Annotated in this window: 22 protein-coding genes; 17 read left to right on the forward strand and 5 right to left on the reverse strand. The window is 63.9% G+C overall.

Features of this window, described 5'->3' with window-relative positions; genetic code table 11:
• Positions 1–12: 12 nt before the first annotated feature.
• Positions 13–1,731 (forward strand): dihydroxy-acid dehydratase, encoded by a 1,719-nt coding sequence (gene ilvD / locus K5554_RS07110; protein ID WP_255565553.1) that lies wholly within the window; start codon positions 13–15, stop codon positions 1,729–1,731.
• A 52-nt stretch (positions 1,732–1,783) separates the two neighbouring features.
• On the opposite strand, the gene K5554_RS07115 is transcribed toward ilvD, so the two are convergent.
• Entirely contained in the window at positions 1,784–2,845 is a 1,062-nt protein-coding gene (locus K5554_RS07115) for a polysaccharide deacetylase family protein (protein ID WP_221040447.1), read from the reverse strand.
• Between the two features lie 276 nt (positions 2,846–3,121).
• Here K5554_RS07115 and ppaX point away from each other — a divergent pair, with 276 nt between their 5' ends.
• From ppaX to K5554_RS07150, 7 genes are all read left to right on the forward strand, one after another.
• Positions 3,122–3,799 carry a pyrophosphatase PpaX gene (gene ppaX / locus K5554_RS07120; RefSeq protein ID WP_255565554.1) on the forward strand — a complete coding sequence of 226 codons (678 nt, stop codon included), beginning with the start codon at positions 3,122–3,124 and terminating at the stop codon, positions 3,797–3,799.
• 174 nt (positions 3,800–3,973) lie between these two features.
• Positions 3,974–4,789: a polysaccharide deacetylase family protein gene (locus K5554_RS07125; RefSeq protein WP_221040448.1), complete on the forward strand. Its 816-nt coding sequence runs from the start codon at positions 3,974–3,976 to the stop codon at positions 4,787–4,789.
• A gap of 111 nt (positions 4,790–4,900) precedes the next feature.
• Positions 4,901–5,080, forward strand: coding sequence for a small, acid-soluble spore protein, alpha/beta type (locus K5554_RS07130; RefSeq protein WP_221040449.1), 180 nt, complete (start codon positions 4,901–4,903; stop codon positions 5,078–5,080).
• A 176-nt stretch (positions 5,081–5,256) separates the two neighbouring features.
• Positions 5,257–5,382 (forward strand): RCKP-type rubredoxin-like domain-containing protein, encoded by a 126-nt coding sequence (locus tag K5554_RS07135; RefSeq protein WP_221040450.1) that lies wholly within the window; start codon positions 5,257–5,259, stop codon positions 5,380–5,382.
• Complete coding sequence (locus K5554_RS07140; protein ID WP_221040451.1) at positions 5,379–6,284, forward strand: phosphate butyryltransferase; 906 nt, start codon at positions 5,379–5,381, stop codon at positions 6,282–6,284. The genes K5554_RS07135 and K5554_RS07140 overlap by 4 nt, the downstream gene beginning before the upstream one ends.
• 143 nt (positions 6,285–6,427) lie before the next feature.
• Positions 6,428–8,185, forward strand: coding sequence for an indolepyruvate ferredoxin oxidoreductase subunit alpha (iorA, locus tag K5554_RS07145; protein WP_221040452.1), 1,758 nt, complete (start codon positions 6,428–6,430; stop codon positions 8,183–8,185).
• Entirely contained in the window at positions 8,178–8,765 is a 588-nt protein-coding gene (locus K5554_RS07150) for an indolepyruvate oxidoreductase subunit beta (protein WP_221040453.1), read from the forward strand. Before iorA ends, K5554_RS07150 begins: the two co-directional genes overlap by 8 nt.
• A 416-nt stretch (positions 8,766–9,181) precedes the next feature.
• Here K5554_RS07150 and K5554_RS07155 read toward each other — a convergent pair whose 3' ends face one another.
• From K5554_RS07155 to K5554_RS07170, 4 genes are read right to left on the reverse strand one after another with little or no spacing between them, the layout of a single operon-like run.
• Positions 9,182–10,195: a sugar-binding transcriptional regulator gene (locus K5554_RS07155; protein ID WP_221040454.1), complete on the reverse strand. Its 1,014-nt coding sequence runs from the start codon at positions 10,193–10,195 to the stop codon at positions 9,182–9,184.
• A 3-nt stretch (positions 10,196–10,198) separates the two neighbouring features.
• Positions 10,199–10,870 (reverse strand): deoxyribose-phosphate aldolase, encoded by a 672-nt coding sequence (gene deoC / locus K5554_RS07160; RefSeq protein ID WP_221040455.1) that lies wholly within the window; start codon positions 10,868–10,870, stop codon positions 10,199–10,201.
• Between the two features lie 8 nt (positions 10,871–10,878).
• Positions 10,879–12,429, reverse strand: coding sequence for a ribulokinase (locus K5554_RS07165; RefSeq protein WP_221040456.1), 1,551 nt, complete (start codon positions 12,427–12,429; stop codon positions 10,879–10,881).
• Positions 12,430–12,446: 17 nt separating this feature from the next.
• Positions 12,447–13,508 carry a galactitol-1-phosphate 5-dehydrogenase gene (locus tag K5554_RS07170; RefSeq protein ID WP_221040457.1) on the reverse strand — a complete coding sequence of 354 codons (1,062 nt, stop codon included), beginning with the start codon at positions 13,506–13,508 and terminating at the stop codon, positions 12,447–12,449.
• A gap of 193 nt (positions 13,509–13,701) precedes the next feature.
• On the opposite strand from K5554_RS07170, the gene K5554_RS07175 reads away from it, so the two are divergent.
• From K5554_RS07175 to K5554_RS07215, 9 genes are all read left to right on the forward strand, one after another.
• Entirely contained in the window at positions 13,702–14,238 is a 537-nt protein-coding gene (locus K5554_RS07175; protein ID WP_221037834.1) for an ECF transporter S component, read from the forward strand.
• 253 nt (positions 14,239–14,491) lie between these two features.
• On the forward strand, positions 14,492–15,250 hold the full coding sequence (locus K5554_RS07180; RefSeq protein WP_221037835.1) for a DeoR/GlpR family DNA-binding transcription regulator: 759 nt from the start codon (positions 14,492–14,494) through the stop codon (positions 15,248–15,250).
• A gap of 58 nt (positions 15,251–15,308) precedes the next feature.
• A complete protein-coding gene (locus K5554_RS07185; protein ID WP_221037836.1) occupies positions 15,309–15,524 on the forward strand; it encodes a BON domain-containing protein in 216 nt (71 codons plus the stop codon).
• Positions 15,525–15,529: 5 nt separating this feature from the next.
• Complete coding sequence (locus K5554_RS07190; protein ID WP_221037837.1) at positions 15,530–16,999, forward strand: NAD(P)/FAD-dependent oxidoreductase; 1,470 nt, start codon at positions 15,530–15,532, stop codon at positions 16,997–16,999.
• A gap of 11 nt (positions 17,000–17,010) precedes the next feature.
• Positions 17,011–18,258: an FAD-dependent oxidoreductase gene (locus tag K5554_RS07195; RefSeq protein ID WP_221040545.1), complete on the forward strand. Its 1,248-nt coding sequence runs from the start codon at positions 17,011–17,013 to the stop codon at positions 18,256–18,258.
• Positions 18,259–18,270: 12 nt separating this feature from the next.
• Complete coding sequence (locus K5554_RS07200; protein ID WP_221037838.1) at positions 18,271–18,633, forward strand: DUF1667 domain-containing protein; 363 nt, start codon at positions 18,271–18,273, stop codon at positions 18,631–18,633.
• A gap of 3 nt (positions 18,634–18,636) precedes the next feature.
• On the forward strand, positions 18,637–20,070 hold the full coding sequence (locus K5554_RS07205) for an FAD-binding oxidoreductase (protein ID WP_221037839.1): 1,434 nt from the start codon (positions 18,637–18,639) through the stop codon (positions 20,068–20,070).
• Positions 20,064–21,188, forward strand: coding sequence for a (Fe-S)-binding protein (locus K5554_RS07210; RefSeq protein ID WP_221037840.1), 1,125 nt, complete (start codon positions 20,064–20,066; stop codon positions 21,186–21,188). Before K5554_RS07205 ends, K5554_RS07210 begins: the two co-directional genes overlap by 7 nt.
• 216 nt (positions 21,189–21,404) lie before the next feature.
• Positions 21,405–22,901 (forward strand): glycerol kinase GlpK, encoded by a 1,497-nt coding sequence (locus K5554_RS07215; RefSeq protein WP_221037841.1) that lies wholly within the window; start codon positions 21,405–21,407, stop codon positions 22,899–22,901.
• Positions 22,902–23,116: the final 215 nt, after the last annotated feature.

Raw genomic sequence — 23,116 nt, forward strand, 5'->3', positions numbered from 1 at the left:
GGGAGAGGAAAGGTGTACAAAAGTCAAAAGCTCGCCCGGGTGGCGCCGGAGATCGGGGCGCTGCGGCTGGGAATGGGGTGGAGCCCGGAGGATCTGGAGAAGCCGCAGGTGCTCGTTGAAAGCACGGCCGGGACCAGCCACCCGGGAAGCGTTCATCTGGGTTCGCTCGCGCAGGCGGCCGGCGAGGGCGTACGCGGCAGCGGCGGCCAGCCTTCGTTTTTCACGGTAACTGACATCTGCGACGGGATTGCCCAGGGGCACGACGGGATGAACTACTCCCTGGCCTCGCGCGAGTTCATCTGTAACCTGATCGAGATCCACGCCCGCAGCACGCCCTTTGACGGTCTGGTGCTGGTGTCTTCCTGCGACAAGGCTGTCCCGGCTCACCTCATGGCAGCGGCGCGCCTGGGACTGCCTGCGGTGCACGTTCCCGGCGGTACCATGCCTGCCGGGCCGGATTTCCTAACGCTGGAGCAGATCGGGACCTACAACGTGAAACTGGAGCAGGGAGAGATCTCGCCCGAAGCGTTTCGCCGCTATGAACTGAACGCCTGCCCCTCCTGTGGGGCCTGCCAGTTCATGGGCACGGCCTGCACCATGCAGGTTATGGCCGAGGCCCTGGGGCTTGCTTTGCCGGGGAGCGCGCTTCTCCCTGCGGCGCAGAATGCCATCCTGAGAAGTGCCCGGGCGGCGGGGCAGGCGGTGGCCTGTCTGATCGACGCAGGCATCACGGCCAAAGACATCCTCACGCCTGCCGCCTTCCGCAACGCCATCCGGGTACACGCCGCCATCGCGGGCTCCACCAACGTGCTCCTGCACCTGCCGGCCGTCGCCCACGAGCTGGGCATTGCGCTGGAGCCTCGCCTCTTCGATGAAATCAACCGCCAGGTACCATGGCTGGTGGATACGAAGCCGGGCGGTCGCTACCCCACAGAGCTCATGCGTTACGCCGGCGGGGTTCCGGCGGTGATGCGGGAGATAAAGGATCTCCTCGAGCTCGACGCCCTCACCGTAACCGGAAAGACCGTGGGGGAGAACCTGGAGGAGCTGGAGGCGCGCGGCTACTTCGCGCTGGGGGAGCTCGAGCTTAAGCGCTTCGGCCTGCACAAGGAGGACGTCATCCGGCCGCGTTCGCACCCGCTGCGCCCGGAGGGCGGCATCGCCGTGCTGAGCGGGAACCTGGCCCCGCTCGGGGCGGTGGTGAAGCCGGCGGCCATCGTTCCCCGGATGCTCTGCCACACCGGCCCCGCTGTCCCCTTCAACTCCGAAGAGGAGGCCTACCGGGCCATCGTCGAGAAGCGCATTCGGCCCGGCTCCGTCATCGTGATCCGCTACGAAGGCCCGCGCGGCTCCGGTATGCCCGAGATGTTCTACACCACCGAGGCCTTGGCGGCTGATCCCGAGCTGGTGGCCTCTACGGCCATTGTCACCGATGGCCGCTTCTCCGGCGCCACGCGCGGCCCGGCGGTCGGCCACGTTTCGCCCGAGGCGATAAGCGGCGGGCCCCTCGCCCTGATAGAAGCGGGCGACCTCATCCGCATCGATATTCCAGGTCGGCGCCTCGACCTGGTGGGTGTAGCCGGGGCGGAAAAAAGCCCGGAGGAAATGGAGCGCATCCTGGCGGAGCGGCGGGCGACCTGGCAGCCGCCGGCGCTTCCCGAGAAGAAAGGCGTGCTCAAGATCTACTGCCGCTCAGCCGCCTCGGCCATGCAGGGCGGCTACCTGGAGTGACGAAAAGCCCCGCAGCGGTAAGCTGCTGCGGGGTTCTTTTTCGCCTATTGCCCTATCTCACCTGGCGGTCTGCCCGGCCGCGACTCCCCGGTTGCTGCGTCACCACGCGCTTTTCCGCTTGTGGGGAACCAAAGCCGAAGAGCTCCGAGACGGTGACAAACTCGTATCCTTTGCTGCGCAATTGGTCGATGATGGCGGGCAGGGCCTGGTAGGTTTGCGGCTTGCCTTCGTGCAGCAGGATGACGGCACCCGGCCGCACGTGGCTTACCACGCTGCTTACGATGTGCTGTGCACTCGTGGCTTCCCAGTCACGGGGATCGACGTTCCACAGGACGATGGTTTGTCCCAGTTCCTCGGCCGTTTCAAGGACGGTGCTGTTGGTTGCCCCGTACGGGGGGCGGAAGTAGTAGACAGGGCGTTTGGTGATTTGGTAGATGGAGGTACCTGCGTCCCAGAACTCTTCCTGTACCTGAGGCTTTTCCAACCAGGTGAGTTTGCGGTGGGAGTACGAGTGCGCACCAATCTCGTGCCCGTCGGCGGCCGCCTTTTTCACCAACTGCGCCTCCTTGGCGGCGTTCCGCCCGACAAAGAAGAACGTAGCCGGAACATGCTTTTCGCGGAGCACCGCCAGGTACTTTTCCGTCCACTCGGGAGCCGGGCCGTCATCAAACGTGAGGGCGATGCGTTTACCTGCCTGCGGGTTTCCGCCCAGCCGCTCGGCGCTGTACTGCTTGTTTGGAAAAGCCGCCTGGCGGAGCGCAGCCTTGGCGGCTTCCGGTGCCGGTGGCGGCCCGGCTTCGGCGGGGGCAGCCGGCGGGGGAGCAAGGTCGGCAACGGGGGTGGTGCTCCCCGGGTTCTCCTGGTACACGGCGGCGGGCACGGTCGGCTGCGGTGGTGCTTCCGGTGCTGTACCTTTTACACCTTGGTCTTTCGGCTGCTCCGGCTCTTCCTGCGCCGGTTGGTCGGTGGCGGCGGCCACGCGCATGGCCGGGCCTGCCACCAACCTGCTCTCCACGAGAGCGGCAGCCAGGGTCCAGGAGGCGAAGAGAAAAAGCACGGTCAACACACCCACGGCAAAAAGTCCTTTACGTCCCTTGAACAAATTTGGCACCACGGCTGTCCTCTCCCATTTCGAGCCGGTTGGAAGTCTTTCGTTCTTTTACCTCATGATACCACTTTTCGTCGCTGCGAAGGTTACAAAAAAGCAAAAGTTTGTCCTGGAAGTTCCCGCCGGTTAAGAGCCCGGGGGTTTTTCTTGTCTGCGGCGGCCGGGTATGATGCGACCCTTGCGGGGAGGTGAAATCAAGCTGGTCTTTTCCCGGCTGGGGCGGTTGTGGTATGATAGGGCTGTATCACCGCCGGGCGGAGCCCGGGCGCCGGGGGGAGAGCCGTGCCTGACATCCATGCTGTGCTGTTTGATCTGGATGGTACCCTTATCGATACCAACCGGCTCGTGATCGAGTCGTTCCAGTATACGCTGAGGCTGCATCTCGGGCGCGAGGTTCCGGCTGCCGAAATCGTGCCAACCTTTGGCATGCCGCTCATCGAGGGCCTACGCCACTTCTCAGCGGAGAAGGCGGAGGAGATGCTTGCCACCTACCGCAGCTACAACGAATCCCGGCACGACGCCACTACCACCCTTATCCCGGGTGCCAAGGAAACGCTCGCGGCTTTGAAAGAAGCGGGGCTTTCCCTGGCGCTGGTCACCTCTAAACGGCGCGGGCTGGCCCTCAGGGGGCTCAAGCTTTTTGGCCTGGATGCGTACATGGACGCCGTCATCACGCCCGAAGACACAGTGCGGCACAAGCCGGAGCCGGAACCGGTGCTGAAAGCATTGGAGCTGCTCGGTGCGCGCCCGCACGGCGCGCTCATGGTGGGTGACAGCCCCATGGACCTGGCGTGTGCGCGGGCGGCTGGCAGCCGTACGGCCGCGGCGCTCTGGAGCGCCCTGCCGCGCGAACTGCTCCTGGCAGAAAAGCCGGACTTCCTGCTGGACGAGCTGTTGGATCTTCTAGACATCTGCTTACCGCACGGCCGGCGGGGCCGGGCCGGGGCAGAGACGGCCTGAGAATGAATGGGCAGAGGGTGTTTAAAAAGCACCCTCTTTTTTGTTTTCCAGCCTCCGCTGAAGCCACGGGGCGTGTCAAGGCCCGCCGCGGAGTCTGGTGCACTTCCCGGCTGCCGCGAGGGAGAGTTCTATGCCCGCTGAAAAGGCCATAGGATGAAGGGAGGGGGGAGGTGCATGAAGGTACTGTATTTTCCCTGGCCGCGCGTCATTATCGGCGCGGTGATCATAAGTTTAGGACTTGGCCTAGGTGTGGCCGAATCGATAACCCGGCTCCTTCCTGTTCTAGCCCCCGCCGACCGCCTGGTCCCCATTTACTCGGTGGAGACCCCGGCCAAAAAGGTGGCCATCTCCTTTGACGCCGCCTGGGGGGCGGACAAGACGGAGGAACTACTGCGCATCCTGGAAAAGTACAAGGTCAAAACGACCTTCTTTTTGGTGGACTTTTGGATGGAGAAATATCCGGAGATGACGAAGAAAATTGCCGCCGCCGGCCACGAAATCGGCAACCACTCGGCCACCCACCCGCACATGGCGGCGTTAAGCCAGGCTCAGATCCGTGAAGAGCTTACGGCCACCAACAAGCGCATCAAAGACCTCACCGGGCAGGACCCGCTGCTCTTTCGCCCGCCCTTTGGCGAGTACAACAATACCCTCATTCGCACTGTAGAGGACCTGGGGATGTTTACCATTCAGTGGGATGTGGACTCACTCGACTGGCAGGACCTTTCTGCCGCCGAGATCGCCGGACGCGTGCTGGAGCAGGTGAAACCAGGATCCATCGTCCTTTTCCACAACAACGCCGTGCATACCCCCGAAGCTCTTCCCGGCATCATTGCAAAACTGCAGGCCGATGGTTACCAGATTGTCCCCGTCTCGCAACTCATTTACAAAGATCATTACTATATTGAAAGCCACAGCGGGCGTCAGTGCCCGAAACCGGGGCCGCGGCCCGCTGCCGGCGGCGGGGCAGGTGAGGTGCGGCCTGAGTGAGTGCCCGGTCTGGCAGAAGCCAGCAGGGACACCAGCTGTTCACTGGAATGGTGGAAGGAGGTTCCGGAAAAACTAACTTTGCCGCTACTTTAGTCTTAAGGAGTGAGGCTAATGAGTAGGCGAGGTCGCGGGGTCATGTCCGAACGACTCAAGTACGAGTTAGCCGAAGAGCTCGGGGTGGCCGATGCGGTCCGTGACGGCTACTGGGGCGAGGTGTCATCGCGCAACTGCGGCAACCTGGTCCGGCTGGCGATCGAGCGGGCCGAAAGGGCACTGGCGGATAACAAGTAGTGGCTGCGGGAGGTACGCTGTACCTCCCTAAGTTATTGGCTGTCGGCGTTGGGCGCTTGGCGTTAGGAGAGATGAGGCTGTCGGCGTTGGGCGCTTGGCTTCTGGGCGCGCTTTTTGCCTAAGCCTGGAAGGAAAAAAGTGGGCATTGTCGAAATGCTTCTCAGGAGGTGAACTGTATGGCTGTCTGGCAGTGCAGTAAGTGCGGCTTTGAGAAAGAGGGGCGCTGCAAACCCCAGAAGTGCCCGGAATGCGGCGAAAAGGGTACGTTTACGAAAAAAGAAGGAGGGGGTAAGAAGGCGTGACCAAAAGCCTGGCTGAACTCTTAGCGAGGGCCAGGGAGTACGGTCCGCTGCGCTTGGCGGTGGCGGCAGCGGAGGACGATGAGGTCCTTTTGGCGGTCAAGGCAGCACGGGAGCAAGGGATCGCCACCCCGCTTCTTGTCGGTCAGGAAGATAAGATCCGTGTCCGGGCGCAAGAGGTGGGCTTTGACCTGAGCGGTGTTGCGGTATACAACGAGCCCGGGGTAGCCGGCTGCGCCCGCCGAGCGGTGGAGCTGGTGAGCTCCGGACAGGCCGACCTGGTGATGAAGGGGCTCATGTCCACCGCTGACATCCTGCGCGCGGTGTTAGATAAAGAAGTGGGCCTCAGAACGGGCCGTATTCTCAGCCACGTGATGATTTACGAACTGCCTGGCTACGACCACCTCTTTTTCCTCACTGACGGCGGCATGAACCCGGCGCCGGACCTGAAGCAGAAGGCCGACATCGTGGCCAATGCCGTGGAAACGGCCCACGCCCTCGGCATTGTCCGGCCTAAGGTGGCGGCCTTGGCGGCCGTTGAGGTGGTCAACCCGGACATGCCGGCCACCCTGGATGCGGCAGCCCTGGCGCAGATGGGTGCGCGCGGGCAGATCAAGGACTGCCTTATCGACGGCCCGCTCGCCCTGGACAACGCCATCAGCACCGAGGCGGCGGCCCACAAGGGTATCAAGAGCCCGGTGGCCGGGCAGGCCGACATTCTCCTGGTTCCCGATATTGAAGCCGGGAACCTTTTAGGCAAGGCCATGACCTACTTCGGCCACGGCAAGTCGGCGGGCATCATCGTCGGTGCCAGGACGCCGGTAGTGCTGGTGTCGCGGGCCGATCCGCATGAAACAAAACTCCTTTCCATCGCCCTGGGTGTGGTGGCCACGAAAAAGAAGTAGGCTATAATTAGGAAGCAGGGGAGGAACCCTCCCCTGTTTTCTTATTCACAAAGAGGAATCGGGTCGCAATTGGCGAAATCTATGGTGGAGGATGGTAGGACGGTAGTTAGCAGAGCCGAAAATCTGCGAAAGGGGGAAGTAGCGTGAAGAAGCTCCTTTCGGGGGACGAGGCCATCGCCCGCGGCGCCTATGAATATGGGGCCACGTTCGCGACGGCCTACCCGGGGACTCCAAGTACGGAGATTCTAGAGAACCTCATCCCGTACAAAGAGATCTATGCCGAGTGGTCCCCCAACGAGAAGGTGGCCTTGGAAGTTGCCCTGGGCGCTTCCCTGGCCGGTGCCCGCACCATTGTGTCCATGAAACACGTGGGGCTTAACGTGGCAGCCGATCCCCTCTTTACTGCCGCCTACACCGGAGTTAACGGAGGCCTGGTGGTCGTCTCGGCCGATGAACCGAGCCTCCACAGCTCCCAGAACGAGCAGGACAACCGTAACATCGCACCCTTCGCCAAGATCCCCATGCTCGAGCCCAGCGACAGCCAGGAAGCCAAGGACCTGGTGGGCGAGGCCTTCCGGATCAGCGAAGAGTTCGACACCCCGGTGCTTCTCAGGATCACCACCCGCATCGCCCATGCCAAGGGGCTCGTCGAGTGCCACGAGCGCCAGGAGGTCCCGCTCAAGGAGTACAAAAAAGATGCGGCCAAGTACTGCATGGTCCCGGCCAACGCCATGAAGCGGCGGGTTTTTGTGGAAGAACGGACGCGCCGCCTGGCCGAGTTCGGCGAGACCTTCCCGTGGAGCCGCATCGAGTGGGGCGATAAGGCGGTCGGCATCATTACCAGCGGCATCAGCTACCAGTATGCCAAAGAGGTTTTTGGGGACAAAGCCTCCTACCTCAAGCTCACCCTCACCTGGCCGCTACCGGAAAAACTCATCCGCGAGTTTGCGGCCGGCGTCGAGAAGCTCTATGTCATCGAAGAACTCGACCCCTTCCTCGAGACTCACATCAAGGCCCTGGGCATCCCTGTGGTGGGCAAAGACATTGTGCCCAATATGTATGAGCTTTCCGCGGACATCCTGCGTCAGAAGTTCTTCGGCGGCGCGCCGGCACCTAACCCGGTGGCCGGCGTCAACGTGCCGCCCCGGCCACCTGTCCTCTGCGCCGGGTGCCCGCACCGGCCTGTCTTCTACATCCTCAAGAAGCTGCGCGTGCCGGTGATGGGCGACATCGGCTGCTACGGCCTTGGCCTACAGCCGCCGCTGGAGGCGGTGGACACCACCGTCTGCATGGGCGCCAGCGTCGGCATGGCCCATGGCTTCCAAAAGGCCAGCGCCTGGAGCGGGCTCAGCCGCAAGGCCGTCGGTGTCATCGGCGACTCCACCTTCTTCCACGGCGGCATGCCGGGCTTGGCCGACATGGTCTTTAACAAAGGCGGCGGCGTGCTCGTCGTGCTGGACAACCGTACCACCGCCATGACCGGCCACCAGCCGCACCCCGGCACCGGCATCACGGCCAAGGGTGAACCCACCGAGGAGATTAAGATCGAAGACGTCGTACGCGCCATGGGCGTAAAAGACGTCGCCATCGTCGACTCCTACGACCTTAAAGCCGTGGAGACGGCCCTGCGCCACGCCCTGGAGTTCGACGGTCCCTCCGTGGTCATTTGCCGCCGGGCCTGCGCCCTCCTCAAGGGGCTCCCCAACCTGGGCAAGGCTGTCATCAACCAAGAAAAGTGCACCCAGTGCCATGCCTGCCTCAGAACCGGCTGCCCGGCCCTGGTGAGCCACCCGGACGGGAGCGTCACCATCGATCCGAATGCCTGCAACGGCTGCTTTGTCTGCGGCCAGGTCTGCGCCTTTGGTGCCATCGAAAAAGCAGGGGGTGGGGAGCGTGGCTAAAGTCACGAACGTCCTCCTGGTCGGCGTCGGCGGCCAGGGCACCATCCTCGCGACCCGTGTGCTGGCCGGCGTCCTCATGCAGGAAGGCTACGACGTAAAGATGTCCGAGGTGCACGGCATGTCCCAGCGCGGCGGCAGCGTAGTGACCTTCGTTCGCTACGGCGACAAAGTCAATTCCCCGCTGGTGGAAAAGGCCACGGCCGACCTCATCCTGGCCTTCGAGAAGCTGGAGGCCCTGCGCTACCTGCCCTATCTCAAGCCGGAGGGGACCCTGGTAGTGAACGACCTGGCCATCCTGCCTGCGCCGGTGCTCCTGGGCAAGGCGGAGTACCCGTACAACGCCCTTGACATCCTGGGGCAGAAGGTAAAGGATCTGGTGGTGGTGGACGCCGCCAAGCTGGCCGAGGAGAAAACCGGTAACGCCCGCACCCAGAACATTGTCCTCTTAGGTGCCCTGGCCAAGCGCCTGGGCATCGCCCCCGGCACCTGGGAGAAGGCCGTCAGCGAAAACGTCCCCCCGCAAACCGTTGACGCCAACCTCAAGGCGTTCTGGGCCGGCTGGGACCGGGGTCAGGTATAAACTTTCCTTCGTTTTTCTCAAAGCTGCGAAAAAGAGCAACTGTAGGGCAGGCGATGAGCCTGCCCTGCTTTTTACTCTCGCTTTTTAGTCCGTCGGCGATGACGGACTGGGAACGGGTGGGCGCCCAGATGGTCACAATCCAGCAAACCTTTCTGCCGCGCCTGTCGGGCCCGGTACTTCTGTGGCGGCGGATGCCACGCCAACGCCGATCTCTTTCACGGCGACCCTCATCAACCCTGCGAACCGGGCTGCGCCCAGGCGCGCAATCGGGTGGAGTGCGCCCTGTACCGGAAAGCAGTGCTCGAGCTGGGCGGAAAGCGGGAACCACTGGCGAAGGCAAAGAGTCTCCCGATGACATAATAAGTAGAACCCGGGGGCCGTATGGCGTACCCCGGGCCGGGTTTTAATTGCGGTGTTTAGATTTTCTCTATTGGGAATAGACGCTTGTTGCAGGTTTGCGAATAACTTTGCGAAGTTGATACCTGACCCTGGAGGGCGGCGGTGGCGGTGGCGGCGTCGGTGATGAGAACATCGATATAGCCGCCGCGCAGAGCGCCGAGGAGACTCTGCCCTTTGCCCAGGCCGGCGGCCAGGGCGATGACGCAGGGGATGCGCCGCAGTTCCTGGAGTGACAGCCCGATGGTGCGCGCGTCCAGGTCCGGGTCGCACACGCGGCCGTTGATATCGAAGTAACGCGAGCAGATATCGCCTACGGCGCCTTTGGCCTTGAGCGCGGCGATGTCCGCGGCGCTGAAGTAACCGGCCTGCACGAGAACGGACTCCGGACCGGGAACGCCCACGCTGACGAGCGCCTTGGTGGCGCGGCGGCCGAGCTCCAGGACGCGGGCCAGGCGGTCGTCCCGCATGAAGGCGGCGCGAATCTCCGGGCTCCCGACAATGTCAGGGCAGGGGAGGGTGTAAGCCTCCGCCTGCAGGCGCCGCGCCAGGCCTTGGACAATATCGGCGGCGTGGTTGCGGGTATTGGCGTTGTCCACACCACCGTTCAGTTGCACCACCGTGCTCCCCGGGAGCGGCAGGGCGGGGAAAACACGTACCAATTCGTACAGCGAGGTGCCCCAGGACACGCCGATGGTATCGCCCGGCGTGAGAAAGCGGGGAACGAAGGCCGCCGCCTCTTGTGCGACGGCCTGTTTGATCAGCATGTCGTCGAGGGCGGGTGCCGGGGCCACGCGCACCGCCCGCAGCCTAAAGCGCGCGGCCAGTTCATTCTCGAGTTTCGCGAGATCGGCGTGGGGATCAAGGATGAGGACTTTAACCAGGCCTTGCTCCCGGGCCTCCTTGAGAAGACGTGAGACCTTGGGACGGGAAAGGCCCAGCCGACCGGCAATCTCGTTTTGGGTGAGGTTTTGTTCGTAATAAAGGTGCGCGATCTCTAAGAGCAGTCGCTCCTCCGTCCTTGTTCCCACCATCGCTTAGTGAATTCCAGCCTCCTCAGCTTCCTTGATGATTTGCACGCCGCTGCTGGCGCCCAGGCGAGTGGCTCCGGCCTCGATCATGGCCTGAGCGTCGCGGAAGGTCCGAATCCCGCCGGCGGCTTTCACGCCGATGTTAGGCCCCACGGTCTGCCGCATCAGCCGCACGTGTTCCGGCTTGGCGCCGGCCGGGCCGAACCCGGTGGAGGTCTTGACAAACCCGGCGCCTGCTGCTACGGCGGCCTGACAGGCGCGCACGATCTCCTCGTCGGTAAGGTAACACGTTTCCAGGATGACCTTTACCAGCGCCGTCCCCGCCGCCTGGACGACGGCGCGGATGTCGTTTTCCACCCGGTCCCAGCCGCCGGCCTTGACCGCGCCGATATTCAGCACCATGTCCAGCTCGTCGGCACCGTTTGCCACGGCTTCCCCGGCCTCAGCGGCTTTGACTAAACTCGTGGTCACCCCCAGGGGAAAGCCGATGACGGTGGCCACCTTCACCGCTGTTTCCTTGAGTTCCTCCTCGGCCAGCTTGACATAACACGGCTGCACGCAGACAGCGCCGAAGCCGTGCTCTTTGGCTTCTTGACAGAGAGCCCGGATCGCCGCCGGCGTGGCGGTGGGCTTGAGCAGGGTGTGATCGATCATCCGAGCGAGTTCTTTAAGCTGCATCTTACCAACTATGCTCCTTCCACGTGGTGCACCAGCTCATGCATGAGCTCCTTCATCCGCGGATAGCCGGCCACATACTGCCGGTAGAAAAACTCATAGGCCGCGTGCGCCTCAGGGTCGGGTTCAATTCTATCGGTTATCGTGACCATCTTACCGGCGGCTTCTTCCACATTCCGGTAGGCACCGGCTGCTACAGCAGCGCACACGGCCGTCCCTAACGTGGAGGCCTCGCCGACCTTGGTAAGGTAGATCGGCACGCCGCTCACATCGGCGTGGATCTTGAGCCAGAGCTGGCTCTTCGTACCGCCGCCGCAGGCATAAATCTCCTGCACATGGAAGTTCGAGGCGGCGAAGGTGTCCAGAATGTGGCGCGTACCGAAGGCCGTCCCTTCGTAGGCCGCGCGTAGCAGGTGGGCCAGGCCGTGCTTTAAGCTGAGGCCCCAGATCATCCCGCGGGCCAGCGGGTCCCGCAGGGGGGTACGGTTACCCTGGAAATAGTCCAGCATGACCAATCCCTCGGCACCGGGCGGCAGGGCGGCCGCTTTCGCGTCCAAGAGCTCAAAGACATTTTTCCCTTGTTCCTTGGCCTCGCACTCTTCACGGTAGGCAAAGTTCTCCCTGAGCCAGGAGATCACGGAGCCGCTGGAGACCTGGCCGCCTTCAATCAACCAGGCCCCGCGCACCACAGCCTCGGGGTACGGCCCCCAAATGCCGGGGTCATAGACGGGTTCGCTGGAGAGGGCCAGGTGCACGGTAGAAGAGCCGATGATGAGCGCCAAGCGGCCGGGGCGCACCACGTTGAGTCCGAACATGGCAGCGTGGGCGTCGATGCCGCTCTGGCCCACGGCTATGCCCCCGGGAAGCCCCAACTCGGCGGCGGCCGCCGGCGTGAGCCGGCCTACCTGGTCACCCATAAAGAGGACGCGCTGCGGCCACTTGGCGAGGATGTCGTCCAGTCCTACAGCCGACAGGAACTCCGCATTCCAGCCACCCTCAGATTGAACGTAGTTCCACTTACAGGTGGCGTTGCACACCGATGCCGTCCACTTGCCGCTCAGCTTCCAGGTGAGCCAGTCGGTGCTCTCAACAATGCGCGCTGCCTTATGGTACACCTCAGGTTCGCTTTCCTTGAGCCAGAGCGCTTTGGGCACCATCCATTCCACTGCATCCTGTCCACCTACATATTTTAGCACCGGATGGCGACTGGCGGCAATCGTTTCCACCTGCCGGTGCGCGCGGCTGTCCATCCAGAGAATGGCGCGACGCAGCGGTGTGCCGTCTTCTGTAACAGGTACCACAGTGGAGGAAGTGCCGTCGACGCTGATGCCGATGATGTCGGCGGGGTTGACCCCGCTTCTTTCCAGACAGGCGCGCACGGTAGCTACGGTGGCGGTCCACCAATCTGCGGCCTCCTGCTCGGCCCAGCCGGGCTTAGGGAAGTAGGTGGGGTACTCGTAGGTGGCGAAGACGACCGGGTTTCCTTCCAGGTCAAAGATGCCGGAACGCAGACTTTGGGTACCGGAGTCGATGCCGATGACATACGGGGGCTGCGGGCTCATCCCATAGGCCTCCTTCCTTATTTCTCTTCCCCGTGGGGGAAGAACATGACCTTACCGAAGTAGGCGCGCCGTTCGTACATCATCTGGAAGGCATCCTTTAGTTCCGGTAGGGGCAGGCGGTGCGTGATGATCGGGGCGGTCTTAAGCTGTCCGGTGTCCATAAACTCCAGAGCCACCCGCCAGTCGTTTTCGCTGAGGCTGGCGAAGGAGGAGTTCCAGGAACCGTGCAGGGTGAGTTCGTAGCGCAGGAGGTGTTCCACGGCCTCGGGGGAAAGCGGCAGATCTGTGTGCGAGATGCCGCCGAAGACGGCATGACCGCGTTTGGCGAGCAGGCGGAGCGCCTGGTCCTGCGTGATTTTATTGCCGGCGAACTCAATGGCATGGTCCGCCCCGCCAAGGAGTTCCTGGACTTTTTTCACTGGGTCTTCTTCCCGGCCGTTGATCGCGTAGTCCGCGCCCAGGTCCTTGGCCACGGCCAGCTTTTCCGGGAAGATGTCGACGGCCACCACCTTACCGGCACCGAGGAGTTTGGCCCACTCCAGCGCCAGCAGGCCGATCGGCCCGATGCCGAGCACCACCACACTTTGCCCGGGCTGGAGGGGTAGACGGCGGATGGCATGGAGCGCCACGGCCGCCGGGTCGGTCATGGCGGCGGCCTCAAAGGGGACGCCTTTCGGGAGAGGCAGCACATTGCCGGCCCATACCTTCACGTACTCGGCATAGGCACCGTCCGTACGGGAGCCAAGGTAGTTGTAATGCTCGCACAGCTGATAGTGGCCCAGACGGCAGTAGTCACAGGTGCCGCAGGGGAGCAGCGGGATCACGGTGACCCGATCCCCGACCCGGCAGTTCGCAACATCCGGTGCTGCGGCCACCACCTCGCCGGCAAACTCGTGGCCGCAGATGGTGGGGTAGTGGTAGGTTCCAGTTTTCATGAGGCGGGAAATGTCAGAGCCGCAGACCCCGACCGCCCGCACCTTCACTAACACTTCACCTGGACCGATCTCCGGCACTGGCACCTCTTCGTACCGCAGGTCGGCCGGCGCGTATAGGTTCCAGGCCCACATCTTATTGCGCATGCCAGCAACCCCCTTGAACAAATGTTCACCAATGAACGTTGGTGCTAGAAGAATATTCACCACTACATGTCAGTATTCCTGCTGGGAGAGCGGTTGTTTTTCTGGAGGATATTCCCAAGGGGTGGTCTGGTCTAGAGGGAACAGCCTAAGAATAGGAATTCTAAAGGGAAATGGGCAAAAGGAGGTGTGCAGGGTGGAACTTCCGCGGGTGCGGGCGAAGGTACCGCGGGTTTTGGGGGAGGCCCGCGAGGTGCAGCGGGCGGCACGGCTGATCGTGTTCATTGTCCTTTCTGCGTTGGGGGCGATGGCCAAGGTGCCGGGGCCGTTGGGGGCGGTCACCCTGGATGCGGCGCCGAGCTACTTCGCGGCCTTGGCCTTCGGCTGGGGTGAAGGGGCCTTGGTGGCAGGACTGGGTTCGCTGCTCAGTGCGCTCATTTCCGGTTTCCCGCTGGGTGTTCTGGTACATGTTTACGCCGCCGTCCAAGCGGCCCTCTGGGCGACCTGTTTGCGCCTGGCCTACGAACGGGGTGGGCCCGTGCTGGCCATGCTGGCCACCATCTTCCTGGCCGGCGTGGTGGCGGCTGCGCTCTCCTGGCCGCTGGGCGGGCAGGCGTTGGTGACGAGTTCGCTGGCTCCTTTCATCGTCGCTGCGGCGGTGAATGTGATGCTCGCCATGGCGGCTTACGTCTTTCTCATGCGCAGCAAGGTGGTGTACGTGCGGCGGCGGTGAGCGGCAGCCGCCCGCTGCCCGGGGTAACCCGGGCTTTTATTCTTGCCTGGTTATTACGGTGATTGCTGCATCGAGCATAAAGTGAATAAGATGTTACCATAAATGATCACAAGATCTAAAATATGTTATTGCAAAATGAACAACAAAGTGCTACGATGTCCTTAGGGAGCAGGTCCAGCGAGAACTCGCTCGAAGAAAATGGACGGCTTGGCGCGGCGCAAAAAAGGCGCCGCCGCACAGGGGGTGGGGTAGCATGCTGCCGATAGAACGGCGCCGCCGGATCCTGGAGCTTCTAAGCAAGAACGGTACCATTACGGTAGCGGAATTGGTAGAAAAGTTTGACGTCGGTGAGGCGACGATTCGACGCGACCTCCGTTACCTGGAGAAAAACTACGGCGTAGTGGTGACCTACGGTGGGGCGCACCTGCCGCATTACGGGATGCTGCAGGAGTTTCCCCTTACCCAGAAAACGCTCATCAACACAGAGCAGAAGAACCTCATTGCCCAAAAAGCAGCGGCCTTGGTCCAAGAAGGGGACTCCATTGGCCTCAATGCGGGCAGCACGGTGGAGTTGATTTTGGACTATCTGCCCAAGCTGACGGCGCTGACGGTGGTGACACTGTCCCTCAACGTCGCCGTGCGGGCCGCAAAGATTCCTTACGTCAATTTGGTTTTGCCCGGCGGGGTGTTTCGCCGCACTTCATATGAATTTTGCGGCAGCCACGCCGAGCGTTTTTTGTCTACCTTGAGCGTGGACAAGGCCTTCATCGGTGCCTCGGCGGTTTCACTGGAAAAGGGTGTTACCCACCCGGTGCTGGAGGAGGTGCCGCTCAATCGGCTTATGATGGAGATCGCCCGCGAGAAGTACTTGGTGGTGGACTCCTCCAAGTTTGGGCGGGTGGCTTTCGGCCAGTTCGCGCGCTTGGAGGAGTTTACGGGCTTCATCGTGGACGACGACTTCCCGGCCGACATGCGCGCCTATGCTGCCGCCCACGACATCAAGGTAATCTAGGCGCGGGCTTGCAGCTTAAAGAACAGTCCAGTCTGGGAGCGAAGACGGGGGGAGAAACGTGGCGCTGGAAGAGGATGTTCTCAAGGAGTTTTGGGGGCAGGTTAAGGCCGACCCGGACCTGGCCGCTCAGGCGATAACTGCCCGCTTTGAAGGCAGGGTGGTTTACCTCTCGGGCACCTGCGCCACCTGGGACCAGGTGGTGCGCTGTGGGCACATCGCCGGCGCCCTGCCGGGGGTAAAAGGGGTTATCAACGACCTCAAGACTAGGGGGTAGCTCAGGTGGGAGAGGAGTACGATGTGGTCATTGTGGGCGCGGGCATCACGGGTTGCGGCATCGCCCGGGAACTGGCCCGCTATGACTTAAGGATCCTCGTGGTGGACAAAGAAGAGGATGTGTGCTGTGGGGCTTCCAAGGCCAACAACGGCATGGTCCACTCCGGGTACGAGCCGAAGCCCGGCACCTTGAAGGCCAAGCTCAACGTGCGCGGTGTGGAACTTTACCCGCGCTGGGCTGCTGAGCTGGACTTTAAACTCGTTCAGACGGGCTCGATGGTGGCAGCATTCAGCGAAGAAGAACTTCCGGCCCTGGAGAAGTTCTTAGAGCGGGGTAAGGTGAACGGTGTCCCTGGGATCGAAATCATCTCGGGGGACGAAGCGCGCAAAAAGGAGCCCAACCTGAGCCCCGAGATCATCGCTGTGCTCTGGACACCCTCGGCCGGCTATGTGGAGGTGCAGCAGGTGGTGCTGGCCCTGGCTGAAAATGCCGTGGCCAACGGGGTGCGCTTTCTCCTCGGGGCTGAGGTGACGGATGTGCTGGTGGAAGGAGGCCGGGTTCAAGGTGTGGTCACCACCCGGGGTACCTTCCGCAGCCGTTACGTCATCAACGCCGCCGGCGTCTATGCGGACAAGGTGGCGGAGATGGCCGGGGCCCGGGAGTTCACCATTCACCCCCGGCGCGGCACGCTGATCGTCTTCGACAAGCGGGAGGGCAAACACCTCTCCTGCTTTATCGGGGCGGTGCCGGGCGAGTACACCAAGGGAGGCGGTCCCATGACCACCCCGGACGGCAACCCGCTCTGGGGACCGTCGGCCATTGAGGTGGCGGACAAAGAAGACACGGCCGTCAGCGCAGAAGACCTCCGCCAGGTGATCGAGAAGGACGGCCGTTTCATTCCGAACTTCCCGACCGACACGGTGATCACTTACTTCTCCGGTAATCGCCCGGCCACCTACACCGAGGACTTTTTCATCGAGCCTTCGGCGAAAGTGCACGGCTTCGTCAATGTGGCCGGGATTCAGTCGCCGGGTGTCGCCTCTTCGCCCGCCATTGCGGAGATGGTGGTAGGGATCATGAAGGAGTACGAACCCCTGCACGAGCGGCCGGACTTTAACCCTTACCGTAAGCGCTTTGTGCCTTTCCGCGAGCGCTCCCGGGAAGAGCAGGCCGCCCTCATCGCGGCAGACCCGCGCTTCGGGCACATTATCTGCCGCTGCGAGCACGTGACGGAGGCGGAGATCGTACGGGCCATCCACAGCGCCATCCCGGCGCGCAACGTGGACGCCGTGAAGCGCCGTACCCGCGCCGGCATGGGGCGTTGCCAGGGCGGCTTCTGCGGGCCGCGCGTGGCGGCCATTCTAGCGCGCGAACTGGGCGTACCGGTTACGGCCGTCACCAAAAAGGGGCCGGGCTCGGAGCTTTTCGCCGGGCGCATTGAGGACCTCCGGCTGGAAAAGGGGGCGGCAAAGTGAGCATTAAAAACATGAACGTGGACGTTGCCGTCGTGGGCGGCGGGCCGGCGGGCCTGGCGGCGGCCCTGGCTGCCAAGGAGGCCGGTGCCCCCCGGGTGCTGGTGTTGGAGCGGGACTTCGAGCTGGGCGGTATCCTGCAGCAGTGCGTACACGACGGCTTCGGGCTCCTCAGGTTCGGCGAGCGTCTGCCCGGTCCGGCCTACATGCAGCGCTACATTGACGCCCTGGCCCAAACGGACGTTCAGGTGTTGACGGACAGCATGGTGCTGGAACTCACCCCGGAGCGGATCCTCTACGTGGCCAGCCCGGCCGCAGGACTCCTGGCCGTGCAGGCAGGCGCGGTGGTCCTGGCCATGGGTTGCCGGGAACGCACCCGGAACCAGATCTGGCTTCCCGGGACGCGCCCGGCCGGCATCTTCACCGCCGGCGCGGTGCAGCGCTACATCAACATGGAAGGCATCCTGCCCGGGCGCAGGGTGGTGATTCTCGGCTCCGGTGATGTGGGCCTCATCATGGCCCGGCGCCTCACCCTTGAAGGGGCGGAGGTGGAGGGCGTCTATGAGGTGATGCCCCAGCCGGGGGGCCTCACCCGCAACATTGTGCAGTGTCTGGAGGACTACAACATTCCGCTTCATCTCTCCCACACGGTGGTGGACATCCACGGGGAAAAGCGCCTTACGGGCGTCACCGTGGCCCAGGTGGGGCCGGACCGGCGGCCGGTGCCGGGGACGGAACGCTACATCCCCTGCGACACCCTGGTGCTGTCTGTGGGTCTGATCCCGGAGAACGAGCTCTCGCGCGGGGCCGGCGTGGAACTTCACCCGGTGACGGGCGGGCCGGTGGTGGACGAGAGCATGGCAACCGGCCTGCCGGGCGTGTTCGCCGCCGGGAACGCGGTGGCGGTGTTCGACCTGGTGGACTACGTGAGCGCCACCGGGGAGGTGGCCGGGCGGTCCGCGGCACGTTACGCCGCCGGCGAACTGCGGGATGGGCCGGCCCTGGCCGTACAGCCGGGGGCCAACGTGAGCTTTGTCTTGCCCCAGAGGCTGCACCCGGAGCGCGTCCACGCAGGGGTGGCCTTCTACCTCCGGGTAAAGGAGAGCAAAGAACGCGCCCAGGTTGTGGTGCGGGCCGGCGGCGAGGTTGTGAAGACGCTGCTGCAGGTGGTGGTGCGGCCGCCGGAGATGATAAGCTTTACGCTCACCGCGTCGGAACTGGCCCGGGCCGGAGCGGCCGACCTTGTGGTAAGTGTGGAGTGAGGGGGCGTAGGTATGAGCACGCGCATTTTAACCTGTATCGTCTGCCCCAGGAGCTGCCGCATCACGGTGGAAGACGGGGGCGCCGAGATAACCGGCTACGGCTGCAGGCGCGGCCTGAAGTATGCTGAGCAAGAGATCCGCGAGCCGCGGCGGATGCTGACCACCACCGTTACCGTCCGGGGCGGCATCCTGCCGCGCCTGCCGGTGGTCTCCAGCGCCGATATTCCCCGCCGGCTGTTTCCTGCCTGCCTGGCTGAGCTGGCCCGGGTGGTGGTGGATGCCCCAGTCGCTTACGGGCAGGTCATTGTGAAGGACATCGCCGGCACGGGAGTGGATATTGTCGCCGCGCGCGAACTAGCCGAAAAGGTGGGATAAAGTTTGACCCTGGCAGCTGAGACGCTGACACAAGTCCTGGCAGAGCTTAAGGAGAAGCTGAGACCCGAGCAGATTTCCGCGCAGATCACCGATCGCCTGGCCTGCGCCCGGGGCACCTGCCCCTACGAGTTCAAGTGGCTTGAGCAGGGACCCTACCCCTGCCTCCCGGACCTGGTGGTGTGGCCGGAGAGCACCGCGGATGTGGCGGCGGTGGTCAAGGCCGCGGTGCGCCACCGGGTGCCCGTGATCCCGTACGGGGGCGGCTCGGGCATTGTGGGCGGCACCGTGCCGGAGCACGGCGGGATCGTGCTCGACCTGAAGCGCCTGACCAGCCTGAGCGTAAACGACACCAATCTTACCGTAACAGCAGGTGCCGGCTACAACGGCCAGCACCTGGAAGACGAACTCAACCGGCGCGGCTATACCCTGGGGCACTTCCCGCAGTCCATTCACTCGGCCACCGTAGGCGGCTGGGTGGCGCCCATGGCCATCGGAACTTTTTCTACCAAGTACGGGAAAATCGACGACATGCTCGTGGGGTTGGAGGTGGTCCTGCCGACAGGGGAGGTCCTAAGGACACCCGAGGCCCCGAAAGAGTCCACCGGCCCGGATCTTAAGCACCTCTTTCTCGGCTCTGAAGGTGCCTTCGGCGTGATCACCCAGGCCACCTTCCGTATCTGGCCGCGGCCGGAGGCGCGGGAGTGGGAAGGCTACACCTTTCCCACCACGGGCGCGGGCCTCACCGCGGTGCGCAAGATACTGCGCACCGGCCTCTACCCGGCCCTGGTGCGGCTTTACGACCCGGACGAGGCCGCTGCGCGCATCGCCGCCCTGGGGTACGAGCAGGGCTACGCGCTTCTCATCCTGGCTTTTGAGGGCCGGCGCGACCTGGTGGCGCTGGAGCGGCGGGTGGCGGACGAGCTCTGCCGTGCCGAGGGCGGCCTCCCGAAAGGCCCGGAGCCGGGCCGGCATTGGTTTGCGTCGCGGCTCAGCACCCAGCACCTGGTGGAGACCAACTACCTCCCCGGGGGCGCGGCGGATGCCATCGAGGTGTCAGCGCCCTGGGACAAGCTCGAGGGCGTCTGGCGGGCCATGCGCCGGGCCCTGGAGCCCCTGGCGCAAGAGGTCCACTGCCACTTCTCGCACTTCTACCACACCGGCGGTTCCGTCTACGTCCTCTTTTACGCCCGCACGGGCGGCGACGCCCGGCAGGGCGAAGAACACTACCGGCGCTGCGTTAGAGCCGCCGTCGAGGCCTCCTTGGCGGCGGGCGGCACCATCTCGCACCACCACGGCGTCGGTAGGGTGAAGGCGCCCTGGATGCCGGCGGAGCACGGGGTGGGTTTCGAAGTGATGCGAAAGATTAAGGCCGCCCTGGACCCCGCGGACATCATGAACCCGGGCGTGCTGGGGCTGGGAGGGAAGGCCCCATGCTAGAGCAACACGCAGAAGTCTTGGAGCGCTGCACCATCTGCCACGACCAGTGCGCCTTCAGCTGCCCGGTGTTTACCGAAGACCGCCGTACGACCGTTTATCCCTCGCGCAAGGCCCAGGTCGCCCGTGCTGTGCTGCACGGTGAACTGCCGTTAAACCAGGAGACCGCCCGTCTCTTTTACCAGTGCACCTCCTGCCGCCTCTGCCGGCGCTGGTGCGTGTACCTCAAGGAGCGCCAGGACTTGGCCCCCGCCCTGCGCGCCGCGCGGGCGGAAGCCGTGGCCCGGGGCGTTGTCCTGCCGGAGGTGGCGGCCCTGGCGGCCCGTACCCAGGCGGAGGGAACCCCGTGGGGGAACGTGGACGGCCGGCGCAACGAGCTGGCTGAGGAAGCGCCGCGCACCGGCCGGGAAGAGGTGCTCATTTTTGCCGATGCAGCGACCTTGGCCCAGGGCTGGGAGGCGGTACGCGCCTTCTTTGCCCTTGCCCGAGCGGCGCAGGTGGCGGTGCGGCTGAGCAAGAGCCTGCTCACCGGCTTTGAGCTGGCTGACATCGGCCTGGCGGATGCGGCGCGGGCGCTGCGCACAGAAACCGCGGCCGAACTGGTGGACTGGTTCCGCTCGCCCGGCGCGGGGCCGGTGGTTACCCTTAATCCGCAGGTAGCTTACGCTCTCACCACCTGGTACGGGGAGGAGGGCACGCCCCTTCCCGGACCGGTGACCACGGCCGGCGCTTTCCTGGCCGGCCTCATGAAGAAGGGCCGCTTACGGTTCAACCTGGCCCCGGGGCCGGTAGTCTTCCAAGACAGCGCCTACCAGGTGCGCTACTTGGAGGATGCGGACTCACCCCGCGCGCTACTGGGCGCCGCCTTTGACGATGTCTGCGAAGCAAACCCCAGCCAAGCCGAGGCGAACCCGGCTGCGCCGGAGGGCCTGGCCGCCGCGCTTGCCCCGGCCGTGCCCAAGGGCATGGCGGTGCGGCGCCTGGCCGAGCTCAGGGACACCGGCGCGCGGCTCATAATCACCGCCGATCCGTACTCGTACCACGCCTTGAAAGCGGCGGCCGGGGACGTGGTGGAGGTGGCGGACCTCAGCCAGGCCTTGGCGATGCGTCTGCCGAGCTGAAGAACAATGCACCTGGCAGGAAGCGGCGCCACGGGCGATCGTTTCCTCGTGTCCGAGGCAAGGTCTATCCCACCCTTTGCCGGAAGCTCCGGCGGAGGGGTGCAGCCGGATTAACGGATGCTCGCGCCGGGGGGTGAGCAAGAGCGACTCAGCGGCCACACGGTGTCATCCGGAGAGAAATCAGGGATAGCTCTTTAAGAAAACGGGGGGAAGAGCATGGAGAAGAAGCACATCCTCGTTATCGACGAGGGTACCACCGGCACACGGGCGCTCGTTTTTGACCAAGAGGGGGCTGTTGTTTCGCAGGCTTACAGTGAGTTTACCCAGTACACCCCGAGTCCCGACAAGGTCGAGCACGATCCCGTAGAGATTTGGGACACCACACTGGCCATGGTCCGGCAGGCCCTGGAAAAGGCGGGGCTAAAACCCGCGGACGTCACGGCCATCGGCATCACCAACCAGCGGGCCACCGCGGTGGTTTGGGACAAGCTCACCGGTGAGCCCATCCACCGGGCCATCGTCTGGCAGGACATGCGCACCGGCGACTTGGTGGAGGAAATCCGGGCCAGCGAGTGGGGTGAGAAGGCGCACCAGGGCACCGGTTGGACTGTTGCCCAGGTGTACTCCTCCCTGATGCTCAAGTGGATCTTCACCCACGTGCCGGAGGCGAAAACTCTGGCCGCGCAGGGACGGCTGGCCTTCGGTACCATCGACAGCTGGCTCATCTGGAAACTTACCGGCGGCAAAGAGCACGCCATCGGATACTCCAACGCTTCAGTAACCGGCAGCCTTAACCTGCACACGCTGAAGTGGTACGACGAGTGGCTCACCTGGTTGGGCGTCCCGGTGAGCATCTTTCCCGAGCCCAAGGATGACAGCGGCTTCTTCGGCGAGACCGACCCGGCTGTGTTCGGCGCCTGCGTTCCCATCCTGGCCGCCGTCGCCGACCAGCACGCCGCGCTCTTCGCCCAGGGGTGCTTTACCCCCGGCACGGTAAAGTGCACCCACGGCACCGGTACCTTCCTGGACATGAACATCGGCGCTAAACCCGTTATCTCCAGTTACGGTCTCAACAGCCTCATCGCCTGGCGCATCAAGGGGCAGACCACCTTTGGCCTGGAAGGGTACGCCAACGTCACCGGCTCAGCCATCCAGTGGCTGCGCGACGGCCTGGAAATCATCACAAAGTCCGCCGAGACGGAGGCAATCGCCACCTCTGTTCCTTCCAGCGAAGGGGTGTACTTTGTGCTCGGCCACACCGGTGTAGGGGCGCCTTACTGGGATCCCTTTGCCCGCGGCCTCATCATTGGCATTACCCGCGGCACCAAGCGGGCACACATCGTCCGCGCCACCCTGGAGGCCATCGTTTACCACACCAAGGACATCCTCGAGGCCATGCGCAAGGAGTCGGGCGTGAACATCACCTCTGTGAAAGTTGACGGCGGCGCGGCGGCCAACAACTTCCTTCTCCAGTTCCAGGCTGACATGCTGGACGCCGAAGTGGAGCGGCCGCGTTCGGTGGAGGCCACCAGCCTGGGCGCTGCCTTCCTGGCCGGACTGGCGGCGGGGGTCTGGCAGTCGCAGCAGGAACTTTTGGCCATCCGGGAGATCGACCGCGTCTTTTATCCGCAGATGCCGGCCGAGGAGCGGGAGCGCCTTTACGCCGACTGGGTGCGGGCGGTGGAGCGCTCCCTGGGTTGGGCCAAACACTGAACACTCGTGAGCGGAGCGCAGGGCCTGCCGGGTATTCCGGCGGGCCCTCCTGTCTGACGGCCGCCGGCACAGGCAGCATTGCGGGTTTGGCCGAGCGCGGCCCTGGCACGGCCCTTCGCCGCTGCCTGGGGCCTGCAAGGGCCGTCGCCGCCGGCTCTTGCTGTTGACAGCGAAGGTCACGAATAGTATAATTGAAAACAAATTGGTGGATGCGT

Source organism: Gelria sp. Kuro-4 (genome assembly GCF_019668485.1).
In the GTDB taxonomy this organism is placed as follows: domain Bacteria; phylum Bacillota; class DTU030; order DUMP01; family DUMP01; genus DUMP01.